This is a genomic window from Pseudomonas sp. AC193 (assembly GCF_979258075.1).
Window position 1 is genome coordinate 372,559 of the sequence record NZ_OZ409832.1, and the last position, 20,667, is coordinate 393,225.

Annotated in this window: 16 protein-coding genes and 1 pseudogene; 5 read left to right on the plus strand and 12 right to left on the minus strand. The window is 59.1% G+C overall.

The window, feature by feature from the left end; translation table 11 throughout:
• Nucleotides 1-134: 134 nt before the first annotated feature.
• The 7 genes from ACZZ0D_RS01795 to ACZZ0D_RS01825 all read right to left on the minus strand — a co-directional run bounded on the left by ACZZ0D_RS01795 (nt 135) and on the right by ACZZ0D_RS01825 (nt 10,217).
• Complete coding sequence (locus ACZZ0D_RS01795; RefSeq protein WP_463552312.1) at nt 135-1,643, minus strand: sensor domain-containing diguanylate cyclase; 1,509 nt, start codon at nt 1,641-1,643, stop codon at nt 135-137.
• A 136-nt stretch (nt 1,644-1,779) separates the two neighbouring features.
• Complete coding sequence (locus ACZZ0D_RS01800; RefSeq protein ID WP_463552313.1) at nt 1,780-3,096, minus strand: OprD family porin; 1,317 nt, start codon at nt 3,094-3,096, stop codon at nt 1,780-1,782.
• 194 nt (nt 3,097-3,290) lie between these two features.
• Nucleotides 3,291-3,512 (minus strand): hypothetical protein, encoded by a 222-nt coding sequence (locus ACZZ0D_RS01805; protein WP_053123621.1) that lies wholly within the window; start codon nt 3,510-3,512, stop codon nt 3,291-3,293.
• Between the two features lie 405 nt (nt 3,513-3,917).
• A complete protein-coding gene (locus ACZZ0D_RS01810; protein ID WP_053123619.1) occupies nt 3,918-5,282 on the minus strand; it encodes a heavy metal sensor histidine kinase in 1,365 nt (454 codons plus the stop codon).
• Nucleotides 5,272-5,949: a heavy metal response regulator transcription factor gene (locus tag ACZZ0D_RS01815; RefSeq protein ID WP_053123617.1), complete on the minus strand. Its 678-nt coding sequence runs from the start codon at nt 5,947-5,949 to the stop codon at nt 5,272-5,274. Before ACZZ0D_RS01815 ends, ACZZ0D_RS01810 begins: the two co-directional genes overlap by 11 nt.
• Nucleotides 5,950-5,958: 9 nt before the next feature.
• Nucleotides 5,959-9,060 carry a multidrug efflux RND transporter permease subunit gene (locus ACZZ0D_RS01820; protein WP_426619175.1) on the minus strand — a complete coding sequence of 1,034 codons (3,102 nt, stop codon included), beginning with the start codon at nt 9,058-9,060 and terminating at the stop codon, nt 5,959-5,961.
• Nucleotides 9,057-10,217, minus strand: coding sequence for an efflux RND transporter periplasmic adaptor subunit (locus ACZZ0D_RS01825; protein WP_400755331.1), 1,161 nt, complete (start codon nt 10,215-10,217; stop codon nt 9,057-9,059). The genes ACZZ0D_RS01820 and ACZZ0D_RS01825 overlap by 4 nt, the downstream gene beginning before the upstream one ends.
• Nucleotides 10,218-11,174: 957 nt before the next feature.
• Here ACZZ0D_RS01825 and ACZZ0D_RS01830 point away from each other — a divergent pair.
• Entirely contained in the window at nt 11,175-11,537 is a 363-nt protein-coding gene (locus ACZZ0D_RS01830) for a DUF6124 family protein (RefSeq protein WP_426619177.1), read from the plus strand.
• Nucleotides 11,538-11,835: 298 nt separating this feature from the next.
• Nucleotides 11,836-12,075: a hypothetical protein gene (locus ACZZ0D_RS01835; protein ID WP_053123604.1), complete on the plus strand. Its 240-nt coding sequence runs from the start codon at nt 11,836-11,838 to the stop codon at nt 12,073-12,075.
• 149 nt (nt 12,076-12,224) lie between these two features.
• On the opposite strand, the gene ACZZ0D_RS01840 is transcribed toward ACZZ0D_RS01835, so the two are convergent.
• The 5 genes from ACZZ0D_RS01840 to norR form a co-directional block, all read right to left on the minus strand.
• Nucleotides 12,225-12,974, minus strand: a complete 750-nt coding sequence (locus ACZZ0D_RS01840) for a YkgJ family cysteine cluster protein (protein ID WP_463552314.1) — start codon at nt 12,972-12,974, stop codon at nt 12,225-12,227.
• An 83-nt stretch (nt 12,975-13,057) separates the two neighbouring features.
• Nucleotides 13,058-13,384: a hypothetical protein gene (locus ACZZ0D_RS01845; RefSeq protein WP_282354300.1), complete on the minus strand. Its 327-nt coding sequence runs from the start codon at nt 13,382-13,384 to the stop codon at nt 13,058-13,060.
• 152 nt (nt 13,385-13,536) lie between these two features.
• On the minus strand, nt 13,537-13,998 hold the full coding sequence (locus tag ACZZ0D_RS01850; RefSeq protein WP_463552315.1) for a GNAT family N-acetyltransferase: 462 nt from the start codon (nt 13,996-13,998) through the stop codon (nt 13,537-13,539).
• Nucleotides 13,999-14,025: 27 nt separating this feature from the next.
• On the minus strand, nt 14,026-14,928 hold the full coding sequence (locus tag ACZZ0D_RS01855; protein ID WP_463552316.1) for a chemotaxis protein CheW: 903 nt from the start codon (nt 14,926-14,928) through the stop codon (nt 14,026-14,028).
• Between the two features lie 324 nt (nt 14,929-15,252).
• Complete coding sequence (gene norR / locus ACZZ0D_RS01860) at nt 15,253-16,812, minus strand: nitric oxide reductase transcriptional regulator NorR (protein WP_463552317.1); 1,560 nt, start codon at nt 16,810-16,812, stop codon at nt 15,253-15,255.
• A gap of 164 nt (nt 16,813-16,976) precedes the next feature.
• Between norR and hmpA the strand changes: the two genes are divergently transcribed.
• The 3 genes and pseudogenes from hmpA to cyoA all read left to right on the plus strand — a co-directional run bounded on the left by hmpA (nt 16,977) and on the right by cyoA (nt 20,666).
• Nucleotides 16,977-18,158 carry an NO-inducible flavohemoprotein gene (gene hmpA, locus ACZZ0D_RS01865; protein WP_212548779.1) on the plus strand — a complete coding sequence of 394 codons (1,182 nt, stop codon included), beginning with the start codon at nt 16,977-16,979 and terminating at the stop codon, nt 18,156-18,158.
• 230 nt (nt 18,159-18,388) lie between these two features.
• Entirely contained in the window at nt 18,389-18,898 is a 510-nt protein-coding gene (locus ACZZ0D_RS01870; protein WP_053123590.1) for a disulfide bond formation protein B, read from the plus strand.
• Nucleotides 18,899-19,723: 825 nt separating this feature from the next.
• Nucleotides 19,724-20,666 (plus strand): annotated as a pseudogene (gene cyoA / locus ACZZ0D_RS01875) (ubiquinol oxidase subunit II).
• Nucleotide 20,667: the final 1 nt, after the last annotated feature.

Here is a 20,667-nt window from a genome sequence, read left to right on the forward strand (position 1 = left end):
TAGTTTTTTGAAGGCCATCCTCGGATGGCCTTTTTTTATTCTCTTTAAAAAGCCAAAGATCGCAGCCTTCGGCAGCTCCTACACTGGAATGCGATCACCTGTAGGAGCCGCCGAAGGCTGCGATCTTTTGATCTTCAGGCAGCCACCACCACCCGATTGCGCCCACCTTCCTTCGCCTGATACAACGCCTTGTCCGCCACAAACAACAACTGCTCCAGCGTCATCTCACTCGCCGCCGTCCACGTCGCAATGCCGATACTCACCGTCATCGGCCGATCAGCCCCTGCAACCCACGGCAACTGCTCCACCGCCTGCCGAATATGCTCGGCAATCTGCTGCGCGCCCTGGCTATCGGTCTCAGCCAGAATCACCGAAAACTCCTCGCCGCCATACCGCGCCACCAGATCCGCCGGTCGCCGCACATTGTCCGTAATCACCTTGGCCAACGCCTTCAACGCTTGATCCCCGGCCTGATGCCCGTGCTGGTCGTTGAACGCCTTGAAATGGTCGGCGTCGATCATCATCACCGACATCGGTTTGCCCGAACGCTGCGCGCGGAACCACTCGTGACGCAGTGATTGATCAAGCATCCGACGATTGGCGACACCGGTCAGCGCATCGGTGGCGGCCAGTTGCGCCAGTTCACGTTCAGCGCGCTGACGTCGGCGCAGTTCGCGGGCGAGCAGCCAGGTCAGCCACAACAAACCGAGACACAACACCCCAGTGGCGCCACTGATCAGCATCGCCGTACGCCGCCACGTCGCAAACACCTCATCGCTGGACAGCGCGACCATCACCGTCAGCGGTAAATTGCCCACCCGCGAATAGGTGTAGAGGCGCTGCTGATGATCCATGCTCGACGTGCTGCTGAAACTGCCTTTGCCATCCTTGTCGCGCAAAATCCGGATGACATTGGGCCGGTTGCCGAAGCTCTTACCGATCGAGTCGCTTTGCAGATAGGGCTTCTGCGCCAGCAGCACACCGTCATCGTCGATGATGTTCAGTGTGCTGCCCTTGCCGATGTCGAGGCTTTTGAACAGTTGATCGAAATAGTCGAGCTTCATCGACGCCACCGCCACCCCGACAAATTCGCCGGTGTCCGAGGAAATGCGTCGGCTGAAACTGATTCGCCATTGATTGGCTTCGTCGCAGTCGCAACGGGTCTTGAACGGTCGGCTGATAAACATGCCGACATCGCGGTTGAAAGCGTGGGCGAGGAAGTAATCGCGGTCGGCGAAGTTGCCCGGTTTCGGTTCGACTCTTGAGGAGTCAGCAAGGACATCGCCGTGTTTGTCGAGCAGCAGAATATCGCCCTTGAAGCGCGCAGTGGTGGAGCGGTCGAACAGCGCCAGATGGCGGATCTCGGGCGAAACATTTTGCAGGTCATCGCGCTGGGCGGCAGCGATCAAACCTTGCAGGGACAGGTCGTAGAGTTCGACGGTACGCAGCACGTCGGCGTCGATCAACTGGGCGATGGTGGTCGCACTGCGGGTGGCGGATTGCCGAGCGTTGGCGTGCTCGCGAATCAGCAGAAAAGTGACGATTGATAAAATCGCGATCACGCTGAGCAAACTGCCGCAGATCAGCAGCAGCTCGGGGCGTCCGGTCTTGCCCGAAACGGGAGGGGTACGGCTCGCGATCATGATCGGATTATCGGTTGAGGGGATCTTCTAAGCGTAGGAGCTGCCGAAGGCTGCGATCTTTTGATCTTGTTTTTAAAAATCAGGATCAAAAGATCGCAGCCTTCGGCAGCTCCTACAGGTTCAGTGTTAACTGATCTTAGAAGACGTTGATCGGGTAGTCGATGATCACGCGGTATTCGTCGGTGTCGGTATCAATCGCGCCGTAACCATTGCCACCACGGTTGGTCGCCCATTGCAGGCGCACCGCGAGGTCTTTGGCCTGGCCACTTTGCACCACGTACTTCAAATCGATATCACGTTCCCAATGCTTGGCATTGCGACCCTCGGCGCTGTACCAGTTCGAGTAACCCTGGCTATCCGGATCAACCTTGGTCAAATCCACCGTCCCGCGCGAGTACGACACCGCTGACGTCAGCCCCGGATAACCCACACCGGCAAAATCATAGGCGTACTTGAGCTTCCACGAGCGTTCGTTCGGGCCGTTGAAGTCCGAGTACTGCTGCGAGTTATCCAGATAAACGCTGTCGCCCTGACTGATGTAGTCGAACGGCGTATTGCCGTTGACCCGCTGATACGCCGCCGTAACGCTGTGGCTGCCAATACCGACGGTGAAATGCAGGCTGTAGGTGTTGTTGTCGATGTCGCCGAGCAGCGCATCGCCGGTGTCTTGCGTGTGATAGAAGTGCAGGCCCGGGTTGAGGCTGACCAGATCGTTCAACTGCCAGGTGTAATCCAGGTCGTAGTAGTACTGGTTCCAGATGTCCTTGAGTTCGGACGCGTACAGGCTGCTGGTCAAACCCTCGACACCGCTCCACGCCACGCCAGCCCAGTTCAGATGCTGGCTTTCGTCGCCCTCGGCCAACGTCCCGTAAGAGGTGCCGATGCGTGTGTGACCACTCTGGTTGTACGGCTTGGTGAAACTCGCCTGACCGCCCTCGATCAACCAGCCGTCGAAGCTGTGGTTGCTCAGACTGACACCACGAAACGTCTGCGGCAGCATGCGCGTGTCACCGCCCGCGATCACCGGGTTGCTGAGGAACAGATCACCGGCCTTCAACTCGGTATCGAACGCACGCATTTTCAACGTACCGCCCGCTGTTGAGAACGAGCCCGGCGCTTTGCCGTTGCCATCGCTGATCGGCAGGATGCTCGAGCCGTCCGTGCCGCCACCGCCGTCGAGTTTCAGGCCAAGCATGGCGTGGGCATCGATGCCGAAACCGACCGTGCCTTCGGTGTAACCCGACTGGAAGATCCCGAGAAAGCCTTGGCCCCACTCAATGTTGTCGTCCGCCTGCTGCAAGCGGTTGCGATTCATGTAGTAGTTGCGGGCGTTGAGGTTGAGGCTTGAGCCTTCGATGAAACCTTCTTTCGCAGGCTCGTCGGCGTGAACGGCGGGGGCAATCGTTGCGGCAATTGCAATGAACAACGGAGTGAAACGGACTGGGTAACGCACGTGCAATGGAGCTCCTTGGGTCAACTGGCGCCGCTATGTTTTGAGGCGCTCGATGTTTCTTGTTGTTACAGACGAACCAAACGGCTTTCAGACCACAACGAAAAAAGGCCGCTGAAAGGCAGCGGCCTGGAATGACGACGGTTGAACGGGAAGAGCCAAACAACCGCGTCGAGGGAAACGGAGCGGTGCGCGACTCAGCTGTCTTTTTCCAGCGATTGAGCCTGGGAAGTTGCAGCCTGAGGGGCCTGCGTGGCGTCTTTGGCCTTGGCCATCATTTCTGCCTGATGCTGGTCATACGCTTGAGCGCGGGCAGAGTTCTGCGCCACGAACGCGTGGGATTCTTCAGCCATCGCCATCGGCGACAGGATCAATGAGGACAAAACGAAAGCGCTGGCAATACCCATACTGTTGGACATCTTGAAAACCTTCTCGCTTGGCGAGTGTGCTGTTTGGTGCGGGCAAAGATAAGGTTGCCGAGCGATGGGAAACAGCGCGATTTTCATAAATGACTGTTACAGCAAAAGCAAAGATCACCCCCTCACCCCAGCCCTCTCCCCCAAGGGGGCGAGGGGGAAGGGAGTAGATCTCCATGCTCTTCAAAGCCTGAGTTCGACTGGATATTTCAATGCCAGTCAAAAGCCCCTCACCCCAGCCCTCTCCCGGAGGGAGAGGGAGCTGACCGAGGTGTCTGGCGTTGTACATCGACCTGAAAGATCGAGTCGATTATGGATTCGGTGAATCAAGATCAGGTCGGTGCACATCTGCAGCATCCCCCAATCAGTCCCCTCTCCCTCTGGGAGAGGGTTAGGGTGAGGGGCTTTTCAGACCGGCAAATAAATCCCGAAAGTATTCATCCCCCGATCACTGCGCACAAACACATCCCCACCATGCATCAGCGCAATCGCCTTGACGATCGCCAGCCCCAACCCATGGTTATTGCCGCTGTTACTGCGCGACGCATCGACCCGATAAAAGCGCTCGAACAACCGCGGCAAATGCTCACTGGCAATCGGCGATCCCGGATTGGCCACACCTATACTCACCTGATGTTCTTCAACCTCAATCCGCACCTCAATCACCTGACCCGCCTCGGTATGCTGCACCGCATTACTCAGCAAATTGATCAACGCCCGGCGCAAATGCGCGACTTCAATCTGCACCAGCGCATCACCGCTGACCTGCACCTGAACCTGCGCATCTTCAAGAATGAAATCCAGATACTCCAGCGTCGTCGCCACCTCATCCGCCAGCGAAGTCGAGGTGAGCTTGGTCGCCTTATTACCCTGATCCGCACTGGCCAGAAACAACATGTCGTTAATGATCGAACGCAGCCGTTCCAGCTCTTCCAGATTGGATTGCAGCACCTCGAAATAATGTTCCGCAGAGCGCCCACGGGTCAGCGCCACTTGGGTCTGGCCGATGAGATTGGTCAGCGGCGAACGCAACTCATGAGCGACGTCAGCGTTGAACGATTCCAGCCGCGAATAGGCCAGTTCGACCCGCTCCAGCGTCGAGTTGAACGAGTCGACAAACTGCTCCAGTTCCGGTGGCAGCGGCGACAAACGCAAGCGCCCAGCCCTCAGCGGCGGTGCCAGTCGCTGTGCTTCGTGGGAGAGTTTGATCAACGGCTTCAAACCAATCCGCGCCACCCAATAACCCAGCGCCGAAGCCATCAACACACCGACAATCGCCAGCCCGATCAACGCGATCAACAGGTTGTGCTGAGTCTCATGAAACGTATCGGTGTCGATGCCGATCATAAAGCGCAGCGGCGGGCGCTGATCTTTGGCCGGAAACTCACTTACCAGCACTTTCAGTGGATAAGGCTGCCCCGGCAATTGCAGATCGCGCGTGCCCAAAGGGCCATTGGTGATCTCGCGGATTTGGGGCGTGAGGTTGCCGTATTCGTATTGCGGATCGCCGCTGCTGATCCAGAAACTGATGCGCTTGTCTTCTTCACCGAGCAGCTTGAGTTTGTTGTTGATCTTCACCCAGTGCTCGGGCGTGCCGAAGCGGCCGACCGTGGATTCGAGCACGCTGTAACGCGCATCGAGTTCGGCTTCCGGGAGCAACCCCAAGCCTTTATCGACTTGTTGATACAGCGCGCCGCCGATCAACAGAAACACCAGCAGCGCCACCAGCGTGAACATCCCGCTCAGACGCAGGGCAATCGAGTTACTGGACACCACGGCTCTCCAGCACATAACCCATGCCGCGAATGGTGTGCAGCAGTTTCTCGTCGAACGGCCCGTCGAGCTTGGCGCGCAGGCGCTTGATTGCGACTTCGACGACGTTGGCGTCGCTGTCGAAATTGATGTCCCAGACCATTTCGGCGATGGCGGTTTTCGAAAGGATTTCACCTTGGCGGCGGGCGAGGACGCTCAGCAGCGAAAATTCCTTGGCGGTCAGATCCAGTCGCGTACCGGCGCGGGTCGCCTTGCGGCTGATCAAATCTATCCACAGGTCGGCAATGCTCACCTGCACCGGTTCATGGCCGCCACTGCGTCGGGTCAACGCTTGCAAGCGTGCGACCAGTTCGAGGAAGGAAAACGGTTTGCCGAGGTAATCGTCGGCACCGTCGCGCAAGCCTCGGATACGATCTTCGACGCGCTCGCGGGCGGTGAGCATGATCACCGGGGTTTGCTTGCGCGCACGCAATGCGCGCAGCACGCCGAAGCCATCGAGGCCCGGCAACATGACGTCGAGGACGATCACCGCGTAGTCGCTTTCCAGCGCCAGGTGCAGACCCTCGATGCCGTCGCGGGCCAGATCCACGGTGTAACCCTGTTCCGTCAGACCGCGGTGCAGATAATCCGCGGTTTTTTCCTCGTCTTCGATAATCAGAACGCGCATGACCCTGCCTCAGTCTGTGGTCGCCAACGCCGGCTGGGGCGCAGGTTTGGGTCTATGGAAAAGTCGCTCGAGCCACAAGTATATGACCGGAGTGGTAAACAACGTCAGCATCTGGCTGACCAGCAAACCGCCCACCACCGCGATCCCCAGCGGCTGGCGCAGTTCGGCGCCGGTGCCGTAACCGAGCATCAGCGGCAGCGCGCCGAGGAGGGCGGCGAGGGTGGTCATGATGATCGGCCGGAACCGCGTGATGCACGCCTCGAAAATTGCATCCTGCGGCGACAGGCCTCGATGGCGCTGCGCCTCCAGCGCGAAGTCGATCATCAGGATGCCGTTCTTCTTGACGATACCGATCAGCAACACCAGCCCGATCAAGGCCATGATCGAAAAGTCCTGGCCGCAGATCCACAGCATGATCACCGCGCCCAAACCTGCCGCCGGCAGCGTCGAAATGATCGTCAGCGGGTGTACGAAGCTTTCATAAAGCACGCCGAGAATGATGTACACCGCCACCAGCGCCGCGAGAATCAGCCACGGCTGACTGGCCAGCGAACTCTGGAACGCCTGCGCCGCACCCTGAAAATTGCCGCTGATCGCCGTCGGCATACCGATCTCGGCCTTGGCCTGATTGAGCAGAATCACCGCATCACCCAAGGCCACGCCGGGCGCGAGATTGAACGACAGGTTGGCGGCGGGGAACATGCCGTCGTGGGCAATCGACAACGGGCCAATGGTCGGCGCATCGAATTTGGCCAGCGCTGACAGCGGCACCATCTCGCCACTCAGCGGTGAGCGCAGATAGAAATAGTTGAGGCTTTCGGCCTTGCCGCGCTGCTTGGTGTCCAGCTCCAGAATCACGTTGTACTGGTTGACCTGAGTCTGGAATTCGTTGATCTGACGTTGACCGAAGGCGTCGTACAGCGCCTCGTCGACGTCGCTGGCGGTCAGGCCGAAACGCGCGGCGGCGCTGCGGTCGATGCTGATGTGGGTGATGCTGCCGCCTAGTTGCAGATCGTTGGAAATGTCGCGGAACGCCGGGTTGCTGCGCAGTTTTTCAGTCAGGCGCTGCGTCCATGTTGCGAGGGTCGCGCCGTCGTTGCTCTTCAGCACGTATTGGTACTGCGCGCGGCTCGGGCCGGAGCTGAGGTTGATGTCCTGGCCTGCGCGCAGGTAGAGGACGATGCCGGGGACTTTCATCAGTTGCGGGCGGATACGGTCGATGAACTGGCTGGCGCTGACGTCGCGGTCGCCGCGTTTTTTCAGGGCGATCCAGAAGCGGCCGTTGGCGATGGTCTGGTTGCTGCCGGAGACACCGACCGAATGGGAAAACGCCTGCACGGCCGGATCGGCGGCGACGATTTCGGCCATCGCCAGGTGTTTTTTCACCATGTCGCCGTAGGAAATATCCGCCGCAGCTTCGGTGGTGCCGAGGACGAAACCGGTGTCCTGCACCGGGAAGAAACCTTTCGGGATAAAGATGTAACCGCCGATGGCCAGCGCCAGCGACAAACCGAACACGCCGATCATCAATTTCTGATGGGCGAGGGCGCGGCGCAGGCCTCGTTCGTACCAGCCGAGCAGACGTTCGCTGAAGCCCGGTTTGTCGTGGGCGTGGTGCACCGGTTTGCGCATGAACAGCGCGGCCAGCGTTGGCGCCAAAGTCAGCGACACCACCACGGAAATCATGATGGTCGAGGTTGCGGTCAGGGCGAATTCCTTGAACAGTCGCCCGACCACACCGCCCATGAACAGCAGCGGAATAAACGCCGCCACCAGCGAGAAACTGATCGAGACCACGGTGAAGCCGATCTCGCCGGCGCCCTTGATCGCCGCTTCGCGCATGTCATCGCCGGCCTCCAGATGGCGGTGGATGTTCTCCACCACCACGATCGCATCGTCGACCACAAACCCCACTGCCACCACGATCGCCACCAGCGTCAGGTTGTTCAGGCTGAAGCCGAGGATGTACATCAAGGCGAAACTGGCGATCAGCGACACGCCGAGCACTGCCGACACGATCAGGGTCGCCGACAGCTGGCGCAGGAACAGCGCCATCACCGCGACCACCAGCATGATCGCGATCAACAGGGTGATTTCGACCTCATGCAGTGAGGCGCGAATGGTCTGGGTGCGGTCGATCAGGGTTTTCACTTGCACCGAGGCCGGCAGCATCGCTTCGAGGCCGGGCAGGGCGGCTTGAATGCGGTCGACGGTTTCAACGATGTTGGCGCCGGGTTGGCGCGAGATCACCAGGTTCACCCCGGGTTGGTCACCGGCCCACGCTTGCACGTAGGCATCTTCCGAACCGTTGACGACTTTGGCGACATCGCGCAGGTGAACCGGGGCGCCATCCTTGTAGGAAACGATGAGTTGGCTGTAGTCCTCGGGGTGGAACAACTGGTCGTTGGTCGACAGCGTCGAGATGCTCGACTCGCCGTACAGCGCACCTTTGGCGAGGTTGAGGCTGGTCTGCTGGATCGCCAGACGAATGTCGGCGAGGGTCAGGCCAATCGCCGCCAGTTTGTCCGCCGAGGCTTGTACGCGGATCGCCGGACGTTGCTGGCCGGTGATGTTGATTTGTCCTACGCCGTCGATCTGACTGATCTGACGCGAGAGCAGGGTTTCCACCAGATCGCTGAGTTCAGTGCCGGGCATTTGTGTCGAGCTGACGCTGAGGATCAGCACCGGGCTGTCGGCCGGGTTGACCTTCTTCCAGGTTGGCAGCGTCGGCATGTCCTTGGGCAGTTTGCCGGCGGCGGTGTTGATCGCGGCTTGGACTTCTTGCGCGGCAGTGTCGATGCTTTTGTCGAGGGTGAATTGCAGGGTCAACAGGCTTGAGCCCAGCGCACTGCTCGAGGTCATCTGGGTCATGCCGGGGATGGCACTGAATTGCACCTCCAGCGGCGTGGCCACGGATGAAGCCATGGTATCGGGGCTGGCGCCGGGCAACTGCGCGGAGACTTGAATTGTAGGAAATTCCGCTTCCGGCAGTGGGGCGATGGGCAGGCGCGGGAAGGCAATCAAACCGACCAGCACCAGAGCGATGGTCAGCAGGATTGTGGCGACCGGGTGATCGATGCACCACGTGGAGACGCCCTTGTGCGCCTTCATGGTTTCGGCTCCGTTTGCACCACCTGCGCAGGCTCAGTCATGACTTGCACGGTGGAACCGGGTTTGAGCCGCGACTGGCCGTCGGTGACCAGCACGTCACCGGCCCTCACGCCTTTGATGATGTCCTGACCGCTGCCTTGGTAAACCATCTGCACCTGCACGGCTTCAACCTTGTCGCCATTCACGCGGTAAACGAAGTGTTGGTCGAGACCACGTTGTACGACGGTGGGTGGCACGACCAGCGCATCTTTGTCGAGGGCTGTCTGAATTTTTACCGTGACCAGCAGACCGGGCCAGAGCTTCTGGCTGGCGTTGTCGAATTCGGCTTTGGCGCGGATGGTGCCGGTGTTGGCGTTGATCTGGTTGTCGATCAGGGTCAGGTGACCTTCGCCGAGCAGGTTGCCGGTTTCACCATCGGTGTCGGCGCCGATGTAGGCCTTGACCTGTGCGCGCTGTGGATCGTTGATCAGGCCTTGCAGGGTCGGCAGCATTTGCTGGGGCAGGGAGAATTCGACGGCGATCGGGTCGATCTGGGTGACGGTGAACAAGCCGGCGGTGTCGGTCATGCGCAGGAAGTTGCCTTCGTCGACTGTACGAATACCGACGCGGCCGGTGACCGGGGAGCGGATTTGCGTGTAGGAAAGTTGTACTTGTGCGGAATCGATGGAGGCCTGGTTGCCTTGGGCGGTGGCCTTCAATTGGTTGACCAGGGCTTGTTGTTGGTCGTAGGTCTGTTTCGAGATGCCGTCGTCGACGGTGAGCAGTTTGTAGCGTTTGAGGTTGACCAGGGCGACTTGCAGTTGTGCCTGGCTTTCGCCCAGTTGAGCACGGGCCTGGTCGAGGCTGGCGCGGATGGAGCGGTCGTCGATGGTGGCCAGGAGGTCGCCTGTTTTGACGAGTTGGCCTTCTTTGACGAGGATTTTGGTGAGGATGCCGTCGATTTGTGGGCGCACTACAACGCTGTGCAGGGAGAGGACGGAGCCGATGCCGCTGGTGTAGCGGGGGACGTCTTTTTCGCTGACCGCTATGACTCGCACGGGGATTGCTGTGGGGGTGGCGAGTTTGGTCGGGGCGGGTTTCAGGGCGTACCACAGACCTGCGCCTGCGAGGACGATCAATAGGGTGGCGAGCAGGGCTTTGTTCTTTTGGATTCGCATGCGGGTCGGGCGCCGGACGGATTTTGGGCAGGGTTAGGGTCTTTATAAACTTGTTTGGGGGTCAGGAGGGTGACGGCTAGCTGTCGGCGCTGTCAGTTTCGTTGGGTACATATCCGTTGTTGCGGGTGTTGCTGATTACGGTTCCGCCCTTACGGCGGGTCACTTTTGACAAACGCCTCAAAAGTAACCAAAAACGCTTGCTCCTACGTGCGGCCCGCTCGCTGGGGCTCGGGGTTCCTTCGCTCCGGGATCGATCCGGGGGGCAGCGCCTACGGTTTGCTTCGCTGCACCTCCTCTCGCTGTGTTTGGCTGCGCCAAACGGTCGCTGCGCTCCCACCCCCGGATCAATCCCTCCACTCAGCCTTCCGACGTCGCCCGTGGATCAAGATCAAGAGCAGGCGAGCTGACACTCGGCCTATTGAGTGGTGAAGAGCGGGGCGTGGCTGGCTTTTGATTTGTGTTGTTGCTGCCCCTCACCCCAGCCCTCTCCCGAGGGAGAGGGGGCCGATTTTTGGGCTTTTCAGAATGTGTGTTCGACTCGGTATTGCACGTCGGCGTACCTCGCCCACACACCTCGATCAGTCCCCTCTCCCTCTGGGAGAGGGCTAGGGTGAGGGTTTGCTTTTTGGCTGTTTAGTTTTGTGTAATTTCAACGGAACCTTCCCACAAGGTTTTCAGGTTGTCCGTCGGACGCGCGCTCTCTAGTCTTGGCTTGTCGCCGAAAACTCGGCGATCGGGTGTGAGAACCCGGGCTAAGTATTATTCCACCTGCAGTATCGTCATAATTGCCGCCAGTTCATTGCTGCCTGCATTTCTATGGCGGCTGTGTGCGGGCGAACTTCGGTTCGGCCGGAAGTGGTGGTTCTTACCCGGTTTCTCACCCTGCACATAGCTGCCACCCAATACGTCGCGTGAGAAACGGCAATTGGTTGGCTCCGATCAGTGAGAACCGATTCCATGACTAAGCCCGTACCCGATCCCCCCTTCGAAACAACAACCCCCCTCGAAGACGCCATCCGCGCCGACGACCAGATCAAAAACCGCGAAGCCATCAAACGCGCCCTCGATTTCTACCTCAGCCCCGACCCGATAAAACCGCGCCTGCCGAGCACGATGTTCCTCGTCCACCCGAACATCGACACTGAAAGCCTGCTCGCTCACGCCTGCGAATCCCTGGCCTCGGCCAACGTGATGGCCGGCGATTTCGCCGATCAGCTCAGCCGCCCGCAACGCAGCACGGCGTTGGCTATCCAGCAGATCGTCATGCTTGCCGAATTGGCGGTAAACCGGGCACTGGATCGGGTTGATCCGCAAATGTAACTCGTCCTGATACCGCGTCATCGTTCTTCGCGAGCAAGCTCGCTCCCACCTTGAAAGGCGTCCGACCTGTGGGAGCGAGCCTGCTCGCGAAGACGTCGGATCGGGCAACACATCTCTACCGGTCAGCGTTGTTAAGCAGTCCCAAAAGGGACCGATCAGTCCCAAAAAGGGACTGACTGCTCTGCAAGCCGTTCGGCGCGCACTGCAAATCTTCAGGTGCCGAGCCATGGCGCACAGGTATACTGCGCGCCTTCGCGGCTCACTGTTCGGGCCCGACTTTTTGCTTTCCGGAGCTTTCATGACTTCCCCGACCCAACCGCCGGTTGACGACGCTATCAGCGATGTCCCGGCCGATCTGACCGACGTCAGCGAAACCAAGCCTGCGATCCCGGCGTTCAAGTTCCCGTTCAAGCCCGGCGAATTGGCGGCTGGCAAGGACTCGAATCAGCCGTGGTACAAGAACGGCGCCAAGAACGGCCACACCAAAACCCCGGGCATGGCCCCGCCGGGTACGCGTCGGTCGATGGGTAAGCGCTGAGTCAGATTTGCTTGATCGGGCGGGCCTCTTCGCTGGCAAGCCAGCTCCCACAGGTTTCTCGGGTGTTCACATCATTTGTGTACGGCACAAAACCCTGTGGGAGCGGGCTTGCTCGCGAAGGCGCCATCAGCCCCAGCGCAACTCCCGCATCAAGCCGCCCGCAACGAAATAAACGCATACGTCTGCGCCGGCTCTGTCACCACCTGAGCCCCGGCCGCCAGCACTTGCCCGGCAATGTCCTCCCCGGACACATGAAACAACCATTCACTCTGCGCCTTGTTCAGCGGTTGTTCGATCACTTGATCAATCACCGACGCGAACGCGCTCATGTTCGGCAGATACGCGGTAAAGCCGTCGCCCTTCAACGCCGTGGTACGAATCCCCAACGTCGCGCAAATGGCATCCTTGAGCCGAATGTCATCACGATCCGCCTGGCGTGAGCGCTGAATCAATTCGACCAGTTCCTGATCCACCAACTCACCGCCAACAATCAACGCCGGCCCTTGTTCCCAAGACTCTGGCGGGCAATCTTTGGCGGAGGGATTGAGCGGGATATGCGGGTTGATTTCCGCCGGATAAATGCGGCACACCAATGGTCGGCGCTCGTAGATGCGGCAGAGCTTGTCTTCGTCAAGATTCCGGCAAGGCCCGACGTTGTACGCGGCGAAGGTGATTGCCACGTGCGCAGCGGTCGCGCCGCTGCGTACCACCGCCGAGCGACGTTCGGCGTGCTCGCGTTGCTGCGTTGGCAAGCCGAGTCCGTTGCCGAGAAAGGCCTCGACCAACACGATCACTTGACCACCGTCCGCCGCCCACATGCGGGCTTCGGCCAGGGTCAGGGGGACGTGGTGGTCGGTGCAGCATTTGCCGCAGCCTACGCAGGAAAACGTTGTATTCATTGAACGGCCAGTCGCGATTCAGGGCATTAAACGGTGACGGAAAACCACCGCGCTGACCTGAATCGAAGCAAGTTGTGCGCCACTCACTGGGTTTTGGCGGGCGGGCGGATCGAGTCCCACTCGGTGACGAACGCGGTTTTCGACTGTTTGTTGTAGAGGCACAGCTCGGTGCCTTGCTGGCCTTTCATGTGTTTTTGCGGGTAGGTGCCTTGCAGCAGCACGGCGGTGTAGCCGACGCGGTCATCGAATTGCGCGGGGCTGCCCACGGGTTTTGGGGTTTTGAGACCGCTGGCTTTGGTGCAGCTGGCGAGGACGGTTTTATCGTAGGCGGCCCAGGCGTCGGGGCTTGAGGCTTGGGCCTGGGAGGCTAGGGCGGTGAGGCAGAGGAGGCTGAGGGTGAGGGCTTTCATGATTGGGCGTCCTTGGTGTGGGTGGCCAAGCTTGGAGTCTGCCTCTGCAGTTTTGTTGCTTAGGTTATCGTCAAAAGATCGCAGCCTTCGGCAGCTCCTACAGGGGATCGCGAACATCTGTAGGAGCTGCCGAAGGCTGCGATCTTTTGACTTTACAGGTCGGGCACCAATTCCCGGCGGACTACATACATCCCGACACTTTCATACAAGCGCTGCGCCCGCAGGTTGTCTTCCAGCACCTTCAAATCAACAAACCCTTCGCGCCGTTGCTGAAACACCTTGAACGCATTCACCAGCAACGCCCGGCCCAATCCTCGGCCCTGCGCCCGAGGGTGCACCACCAGATTCTTGATATAGGCACTCGTCCAGCACTGCGCCACACCGACAACCCCTTCGCCATCGCAGGCAATAAAGCACAAGGTCGGGTCGTATTCCGGATCGCGCTCAAAGCGTTGCTGCCATTCATCGAGCATCGGCACCCGGCCACCGCCCTCGCGGTAACCGAGTTGCATCAGGTGATGCACCGCTGGCGCCAGTTCTGCGCGGTATACGGAAATGTCGATGCCTGAGGGCCATTGCACATCCGGCACGACTTCAGCCAAGTCGCGCCGCATCAGAAAACAATACGTCTCGCTCAACACTCACTGCCCGTGCGCAGCGACGTGCTTGGCCGCTTCGATCAAACGCTGGGTCAGTTCCGGCGAGGAGAATTTGGTCAACACCGCATTCGCACCCGCCAGCCGCGCTTTTTCGCTGTTCATCGCGCTGTCGAGCGAGGTGTGCAGCAGCACGTAGAGGTGGGCGAAGTCCGGGGTTTCGCGCAGGGTGCGGGTGAAGGCGTAGCCGTCCATTTCGGACATTTCGATGTCGGAGACGATCAGGTTGATCTGCTGCGCCGTGCCTTGCAGGTCGAGCAGGCAGTCGATGGCTTCCTTGGCGCTGCGCGCGGTGTGGCATTGCAGGCCGAGGTTACGCAGGGTGTGCACCGATTGTTGCAGCGCGACCTGGCTGTCGTCGACCACCAGAATCCGTGCGTTACCGAGGACTTCGGCGTCTTCCATGGTCAGGTCGGTCGGCGCCATTTCGATCTGCGCCGGGGCGATGCTGTGGATGACTTTTTCGATGTCGAGCACCTGCACCAGCGTGCCGTCCACCGAGGTCACGCCGGTGATGTAAGCGCGCGGGCCGCCGGAGCCGAACGGTGGGGGTTTGATGTCGGTGGTCAGGCAGTGGACGATTTTGCTCACGGCTTGCACGTGCAGGCCCTGCTTGGAACGGCTGACGTCGGTGACAATCAGGCAGCCGCCGTCCGGGTCTTCCAGCGGTCGTTCGCCGATCGCGCGGCTGAGGTCGATCACCGACAGCGAATTACCGCGCAGCGTGGCGATGCCTTTGACGTGCGGATGTGATTCCGGGAGTTTGGTCAGTGGCGGGCAGGGGATGATTTCACTGACTTTCAGCAGGTTGATCGCCATCAGCTTGCCGCTGCGCAAGGTAAACAGCAGAAGCGAAAGTGAATCTGCGCGGGCTTTGGTGGAAGACATATAAACCTTCTGTGGAAAAAGGTGGTGGGCGAGGGTGGATCGCCAAGAACTATTGATGCCGGGTTATCGGCGTTAAGGGGTGGGGCTTTAGGTCAGTTGTCGGGTGGGGGTTGGATTCAGAGTCTGCGGTCAGATCAGAGCCCCTCACCCCAGCCCTCTCCCAGAGGGAGAGGGGGCCGATTGGGGGATATTGTAGAATTCCGCCGACCTGAACGTGCTCTGCTGAATCCACAATCGACTCAATGTTTCAGGTCGATGGATGATGCAAGACATCTCGGTCGGCTCCCTCTCCCTCCGGGAGAGGGCTGGGGTGAGGGTCTGCCTTTAGCTCTTCATCCCCAACCGCTTAGCCATCCGCCCAAGATTCGCCCGATCCAGCCCCAATTCCCGCGCCGCGCTCGCCCAGTTATCCTGATTCCGCTCCAGTGCCGCACTGATCAACCGCCGCTGATACTCCTCAGTCGCACTGCGCAAATCACCGTTAATCAACGGCGCCGTCGCGACAACATCGGCAGCCGCGGCGGCAGAGTTATCCACAACCTCACGCGGCAAATCCAGATCCGCTGCACTCAAACTCAAAATCTTCGGCCGCACCTTGCAGTTACCCAACGCCTTCAACGCACTGCGCCCAATCAAATGCTCCAGCTCGCGCACGTTGCCGGGCCAGGTATAAGCGAGCAGCGCTTCCTGCGCATCGCTGTTCAGACGCAGGCTATTAAGGCCCATGCGCGAACGGTTCTGCTCCAGAAAGAAACCGCTGAGCAACAACACATCCCGCCCACGATCATGCAGCGCCGGCACACGCAGCGGGTACACACTCATACGGTGATAGAAGTCGGCACGATAGCGACCGCTGCGTACTTCCTCGGCCAAATCGCGGTTGGTCGCGGCGATCAAACGCACGTCGACTTGATGCTCTTTATCCGAGCCCAAACGCTGCAACTGCCCGCTCTGCAACACCCGCAGCAACTTGGCCTGCACCGTCAGCGACAGTTCACCCACTTCATCGAGAAACAGCGTGCCGCCATTGGCCAGTTCAAACTTGCCACGACGGTCGCTGGTGGCGCCGGTGAACGCGCCGCGGACATGGCCGAACAATTCGCTTTCCACCAAGGTGTCCGGCAGTGCGGCGCAGTTGAGGCTGATGATCGGTTTCTCGGCGCGCGGGGAGGCGGCGTGGATCGCTTGCGCCACCAGCTCTTTGCCGACTCCGGTTTCGCCAGTGATCAGCACAGTCAGATCGCTGCCGCCGACCAGGTTGATCTCCTCCACCAAGCGTTTGAGCGCTTTGCTCTGGCCGATCATTTCGCGGTTTTGCTGACCGCTGGCTTGGCGGTACACCTCGGCGCGCTGATGCTCGTCCTCCGCGCGAATCGCCAGTCGTTCGATGCACTCGGCCGCGTTGACCGTGGCCGAGGCCAGACTGGCAAACGCTTGCAGAGCATCCAGTTCAATCGGCTCGAAACGCTCCGGATCGAGCGCGTCGAGGGTGATCAGCCCCCAGAGTTTTTCATCGACAAACAGCGGGCAGCCGAGACAGTCGTGGACTTCCAGATGTTCGTCGAGCCCATCGACCAAACCGTCATAAGGATCGGGCAAGTCGCTGTCGGCGGCGAAACGCGTTGGCCCGGCACCGGCCAGAAGGATTTCGAAGCGCGGGTGCTCGCTGACCTTAAAACGGCGGCCAAGGGTGTCGGTACTCAAACCATCGACTGCCAGCGGCACCAGCGATTCACCGTCGAGGCGCAACAACGCGGCGGCATCGCACGGCAGCAGGGCGCGCATGGCTTCGAGCAAGCGTCGATAACGCTCGCCCTCGGGCAGTTCGCGAGACAGGTCGGAGACTAATGGCAGTAGAGCGGTAAGCAGAGATTTGGCAGTCATGGTCTTGTAGTCAAAAAGACAAGATGTAGTCGCGATGACTATAAAACCCTTTGAGTCGTTATGACTACGTATTTCTCAAGCCATTGATTTATAGGGATTAAAAAGTTGGCACGGAAACTGATATGACTCAGATAACTTTTTCAAGAAGCTCAGGAGTCACTCTTATGCTTAGCGTCCAGGATCGTGCCATCGTCAAATCCACCGTGCCTCTGCTGGAAAGTGGCGGGGAAGCGCTGATCACGCACTTCTATCGCATGATGCTCTCTGAATATCCGGAAGTACGCCCTCTGTTTAATCAGGCGCACCAAGCCAGCGGCGATCAACCGCGTGCTCTGGCCAACGGGGTTTTGATGTACGCCCGCCACATTGATCAGCTTGATCAGTTGGGCGATCTGGTGGCGAAGATCATCAACAAGCATGTGGCCCTGCAGATTCTGCCGGAGCACTACCCGATTGTCGGTACCTGCCTGCTGCGGGCGATCTCTGAAGTGCTCGGTGACGAAATCGCCACCCCGGAAGTGATGAGCGCGTGGGGCGCGGCGTACGGTCAACTGGCCGACATTCTGATCGGTGCAGAAACAGCCATCTACGACGAGAAAGAACACGCAGTAGGCGGCTGGCGTGGGGCGCGCGACTTCATCGTCGCGGCCAAGGTTGAAGAGAGCGCGGAAATTATCTCGTTCTACTTCGAACCTGCCGACAAAGGCGCGATTCTGGCGGCTGAGCCGGGTCAGTATATCGGCATGAAGTTGATCCTCGATGGCGAAGAAATCCGCCGCAACTACTCGCTGTCGGCGCTGGCCAACAAAGGTCAGTACCGCATCAGCGTGAAACGTGAACCGGGTGGCCGTGCGTCGAATCACTTGCACGATCAACTGCACGTCGGCGCGAGCATTCAGCTGTTCCCGCCATCGGGCGAGTTCACCCTGACGGCCAGCGATAAACCGCTGGTGCTGATCAGTGGCGGTGTGGGTATTACGCCAACATTGGCGATGCTCGAAGCGGCGCTGGAAACCGAGCGTCCGGTGCACTTTATCCACTGCGCGCGCAATGGCGGCGTGCATGCGTTCCGCGACTGGGTCGATGGCTTGGCGGCGCGTCATCCGCAGCTCAAGCGTTTCTACTGCTACGCCGAAGACGATGGCGTTAGCCCGGCGGCGGACAAGGTCGGCATGTTGAGCCTGGAGCAATTGGGCGAGTGGTTGCCGGAACAGCGTGATGTCGATGCTTACTTCCTTGGGCCGAAGGGGTTCATGGGCGCGATCAAGCGTCACCTGAAAGCGCTGGGTGTGCCGGAGCAGCAGAGCCGTTACGAGTTCTTCGGGCCGGCTTCGGCTTTGGAATGATCTGAGACCGAGTTGTCCCCTTCGCGAGCAAGCCCGCTCCCACACTTGGAATGCATTTCAAACTGTGGGAGCGAGCTTGCTCGCGAAGGCCGTTATGCGGTCTGTATTTGTGCACCCTGTTTAAAAGGTTAATGGTTCCTTAACCGCTTTATCGTTTATTCCCCCGGTGTAGACTTGCGACAACTTTCAGCCGCACGCCGGCTGAACCATGGACATACAAGGGAAACGCGATGAGCGAGGAAACAATGCGGTTGGGACGTGAGCGGCGCTTTCTGGTGCTGTTGGGCATCATCTGCCTGGCGCTGATCGGTGGGGCGTTGTACATGCAGATCGTGCTCGGTGAAGCGCCATGCCCGCTGTGCATCTTGCAGCGTTATGCGTTGCTGCTGATTGCGATCTTCGCGTTCATCGGCGCGGCCATGCGCACGCGTCGCAGCATCACCGTGTTCGAAGTGCTGGTGGTGATTTGCGCACTGGCCGGCGCGGCTGTTGCCGGGCACCACGTGTACACGCAGTTCTATCCGGCAGTGAGCTGCGGCATCGATGTGCTGCAGCCGATTGTCGATGATCTGCCGCTGGCGAAGATCTTCCCGCTGGGCTTTCAGGTCGACGGTTTCTGCTCGACGCCGTACCCGCCGATCCTCGGCCTGTCGCTGGCGCAATGGGCGCTGGTGGCGTTCGTGCTGGTGGTGATTCTGGTGCCGCTGCTGACCTCGCGTAACCGCAAGGCACTGCGCTGAGTCAACTATTCGGCAAGTAAGCCGATACAGAAAACGCCTCGATTTGCGGATCAGTAAATCGGGGCGTTTTGCATTTCAGAGACTTTGTGAAAACACCGTGACGAACGGCAACGGAGGGTGCGACAGGTGTGCGACATGTTGTCACACGCGGTGTGTCGCAGGGCTTCGCGAGGGGCTGGATTGGCCTCCTGTTACACAAAAACATTGGTCTGTTTCGGCAATTTTCTGCTTTTAAGCACAAACGCTCGAACAGGCAGTTTTAACACGCTCTGGCAAATGGCCAGAGCCCTTGTGTTGTCGGGCTTTACGCTGATATCGACGTGGGAAAAAGCCATCAGAGCTGTCTGAACTGAGGCGTGTAGACCTACAATTTTTGGTGTTTTTGTTGAGAATCGATTTCGATAACATGCGGAACTTTTGCAAAAATGGCGATGGATTGTTGCTCGAACGGATAAAAATTATTTCGGGATAAGACATGGTGTATAGGGCGCTACCTATCTACAATCGCCCGCACTGAATTCCCGGCACTGTTCAGCCTTTATTAAGGAGGCGAGCAGGAAGTCGGGTGTCGAGTGAGTCGTTAGGCTTCCAAGACACCCAGGTGTCGGTGCCTTCCAACTTTCCGCACCAAATGGAATTGGTCTGTAACTAGGCCTTTGACCACGAATTCGAATAAGAACTCACCGCTGTCCCAGGATTTGTCGAGCGTCTGACGCGAGACGGGCGGCCCTTATTCAATCCAAAGAAAATGCCAACCCTTGGCAGGGTGAAGTGTTGGCGATCAAAACCCAACTGCATTGCGCAAGCTGCTTTAGAGGTCGTGAGATGAGTAAAAACAGGTACCCCAGATTACTAGGCCTAGTGCCGCTGCTCGGCACGTTGTTGCTGGGAGGCTGCAACATGACCTTGCTCAATCCAACGGGCCAGGTCGGCCTGGAACAGCGCAACCTGATCATCACCGCGACCCTGCTGATGCTGTTGGTCGTTGTGCCGGTTATCGTCATGACCTTCCTGTTCGCCTGGAAATACCGCGCGTCGAACAAGAACGCCGTCTACACCCCGAAATGGTCGCACTCGACCAAAATCGAAGTGGCGGTGTGGCAGCATCCCGGTTCTGATCATCATTGCCCTGGGTTACATCACTTACATCTCGACTCACGAGCTGGATCCGTATCGTCCGATCGAATCCGACGTCAAGCCTGTGACCATCGAAGTGGTCGCGCTGGACTGGAAGTGGCTGTTCATCTACCCGGAACAAGGCATCGCCACGGTCAACAAGATCGTGTTCCCGGCGCACACGCCAATCAACTTCAAGATCACCTCTGACGCTGTGATGAACTCGTTCTTCATCCCGGGGCTGGGCGGCCAGATCTACGCGATGGCGGGCATGCAGACCAAGCTGCACCTGATCGCTGACCGTAACGCTGAAATGGACGGTATCTCCGCCAACTACAGCGGCGCGGGTTTCACCGGCATGAAGTTCAAAGCTATTTCCACCACTCAGGAAGATTTCGACGCCTGGGTAAGTGAAGTCAAGAAGTCACCTAAACAGCTTGATCAAGCTGAATACGCAGCCCTTGCCAAGCCAAGCCAGAACAACCCAGTCGAGCTCTACTCCTCGGTCACGCCGAACCAGTTCCAGATCATCGTCGACAAGTACGAAGGTATGAAGCCGGGCAAGCCGCTGAAGCACGAGAAGAAAGAGAAAGAAGTGGCGGCCACGGAAATTGACTCGAGTTCGCATTCAGCTGCCGGGGCAGAGGAGTAAA